The sequence below is a fragment of the Pseudoalteromonas sp. SR45-5 genome (assembly GCF_014163565.1).
Taxonomy (GTDB): domain Bacteria; phylum Pseudomonadota; class Gammaproteobacteria; order Enterobacterales; family Alteromonadaceae; genus Pseudoalteromonas; species Pseudoalteromonas distincta.
Map to the genome: position 1 here is coordinate 1 of NZ_JACJDN010000527.1, position 2,821 is coordinate 2,821.

The window sequence follows — 2,821 nt, forward strand, 5'->3', positions numbered from 1 at the left end:
TCGGCAATGGTCCTGGAGTATTTGAAATGTCACTTGGCAGTTCAGCTCCTTACAGTCACCCTCATAATTCATTAATTGAAATTTTAAATGAATGGGGTCTTATCGCCCTTATATGTATTTTAACCGCTGTTTTTACAACATTTAAAAAAGCGATAACACATTTAAAAAAGCATAAAAAAGACATCATTACTGAAAGCCTCTTTTATTCTTTTGCTATAGGAATTACATACTCACTATTTTCTGGTGTGCATGTAATGCCGGTTTCGCAAACACTCTTATTTATAATGTGGGGGTTGCTACTTGGTAGAGTTGATAAAAAAAGAGGCCAAAGCATTTCAATAAATAAAGACTTAAAAGCTTTAGTAACCATTTTATTTGTTTTTGCATGGTACCTTTACTTACAAAAAGCGATAAGTATTTATAATAACATTAACCCTGATAAGGGCTATATTTACGGACCTAGATTTTGGTCCGTTGGGCAACGATTTTAAAGCACCCAACTTTTCTACCAAGAATCATTAGTTTAAGTTATGCTTATAATAATGAAGTTTTAAACCAAATTCAGCTGGGTACTCTTAATGGCAAAAAAACAACAAGATAAAGGCCTCGATACTTTTCAGTGGGTCGGTGTAAGTGCACGAGGGAAAAAACTTGAAGGCGAACTTACAGGAAATAGTATTGCATTAGTAAAAGCTCAACTTCGTAAACAAGGTATAACACCTTCAAAAGTAAAGCGTAAAGCAAAACCACTGTTTGGTATTCAAAGTGTTCAAAAGGTAACCCCTAAAGATATAGCACTACTTACTCGCCAAATTGCGACTATGTTGATGGCGGGAGTTCCTTTAATACAGGCCATTGAAATGATTGGCTCTGGCTCGACCAATAAAAGTGTCGCCAAATTAATGGAAACTATTGCTGATGAAGTAAAAGCGGGACAACCACTATCTACAGCACTTAGAAAACACCCACGTTATTTTGATGATTTATATTGCGACCTTGTAGCCTCTGGCGAGCAATCTGGTGCACTTGATAAAATATTTGACCGAGTTGCTTTGTATAAAGAAAAGTCCGAAGCGCTAAAATCAAAAATTAAAAAAGCGATGTTCTATCCTATTTCAGTATTAGTAATTGCCGGCATTGTAACCTCAATACTATTAATATTTGTAGTGCCGCAGTTTCAAGATATATTTGCAGGTTTTGGGGCAGAGCTTCCTGCATTCACTTTGTTTGTTATTGGCATATCAGACTTTATGCAAGCATATTGGTGGATGATACTAATCGCTATTGTAGCTTTTGGATACGCTTTTAAAGAAGCCAAGCTTAGAAGTTTAAAACTCAGAGATGCAACCGACCGAGCTATACTTAAACTCCCAGTTATAGGCATGATTTTAAACAAAGCAGCAGTTGCTCGCTATGCACGAACTCTTTCGACTACGTTTGCTGCAGGTGTGCCTCTGGTTGATGCGCTTGACTCTGCCGCAGGGGCTTCCGGCAATGCAGTATATCGTTATGCCATTTTAGATATTAAAGTTGAAGTGAGCTCTGGTAATCAAATGAACTGGGCAATGCGTAACTCAAAAATATTCCCTGATATGGTAATACAAATGGTTGCAATTGGTGAAGAATCTGGCTCACTAGACGGCATGCTCGCAAAAGTAGCAACTATTTATGAGCAAGAAGTAGATGATGCAGTAGATGGCCTTTCAAGCCTACTTGAGCCACTTATTATGGCCGTACTAGGTGTACTTGTTGGTGGCTTGATTGTTGCGATGTACTTACCTATTTTCCAATTGGGCTCTGTTATTTAATTACTAAAAATAACAATTTACAGGAAATAAAAGAGAGGCTTACTTTTTTGATAAGGTATGGCTATTAATGTCTTCTCATTTACTCTCTTTCACTTCTCTATGTGATAAATACTTCACTTAATTTTTAGACACTTAATCTTTTAGAACAGTTTTCAGGTAACATAATGCAAAGTATTATTGAAGTAATGCAAAGCCAGTTGTGGTTTTATTTAACCACTATTGGCTTAATTAGTTTATGTATTGGTAGTTTTTTAAATGTGGTTATTTATCGCTTACCACTGATGATGCAACGTGAGTGGCAAAGCGAATGCCGCATATTGCTAGATGATGAGCTTACAGCTAATAAATCTAAACAAGCCAATATCAATAAGCCTTTTAACTTAGTAAAACCCAACTCTACCTGCCCTAAATGCAAAACAGCCATTAAGCCTTGGCAGAATATTCCTATTATTAGTTGGTTAATACTTAAAGGTAAATGCGCAAGCTGCAGTAATCCTATTTCGGTCCGATACCCTGCTGTAGAGCTAATTACTGCCCTATTAAGTTTAATTGTTGCCTATAGCTTTGGTGCGACCGAGCAAGCCCTTTTATATATTTTTGTAACGTGGATATTGGTAGCTCTGACCTTTATTGATATTGACCACATGTTACTGCCAGATCAACTTACACTTCCGCTAGTATGGCTTGCACTTATTGCTTCTGTAATGGGTTACACAATTACACCTACAGATGCCATTATTGGTGCGGCTTGCGGTTATTTAAGTTTGTGGAGCGTGTTTTGGCTATTTAAGTTATTAACCGGTAAAGAAGGCATGGGTTATGGCGATTTTAAGTTGCTTGCTGTATTTGGGGCGTTACTTGGCTGGCAGTCATTGCTTACTATTATTCTGCTTTCGAGCGTAGTAGGTGCCATTATAGGTATTGCGCTGTTGAGCATACAAGGTAAAGACAAAGCGACCCCTATCCCTTTTGGCCCTTATTTAGCGATAGCAGGCTGGATCACCATGCTTTGG

2 protein-coding genes and 1 pseudogene are annotated in these 2,821 nt (G+C 37.6%); all 3 read left to right on the forward strand.

What is annotated here, in order from left to right; genetic code table 11:
* A pseudogene (locus H5072_RS16065) lies at positions 1 to 491 on the forward strand (O-antigen ligase domain-containing protein); the annotation flags it as partial.
* Between the two features lie 87 nt (positions 492 to 578).
* Positions 579 to 1,808: a type II secretion system F family protein gene (locus H5072_RS16070; RefSeq protein WP_024597567.1), complete on the forward strand. Its 1,230-nt coding sequence runs from the start codon at positions 579 to 581 to the stop codon at positions 1,806 to 1,808.
* A 164-nt stretch (positions 1,809 to 1,972) separates the two neighbouring features.
* Positions 1,973 to 2,821: A24 family peptidase (locus H5072_RS16075; RefSeq protein ID WP_182694092.1), on the forward strand; the 849-nt coding region annotated here is incomplete at its 3' end.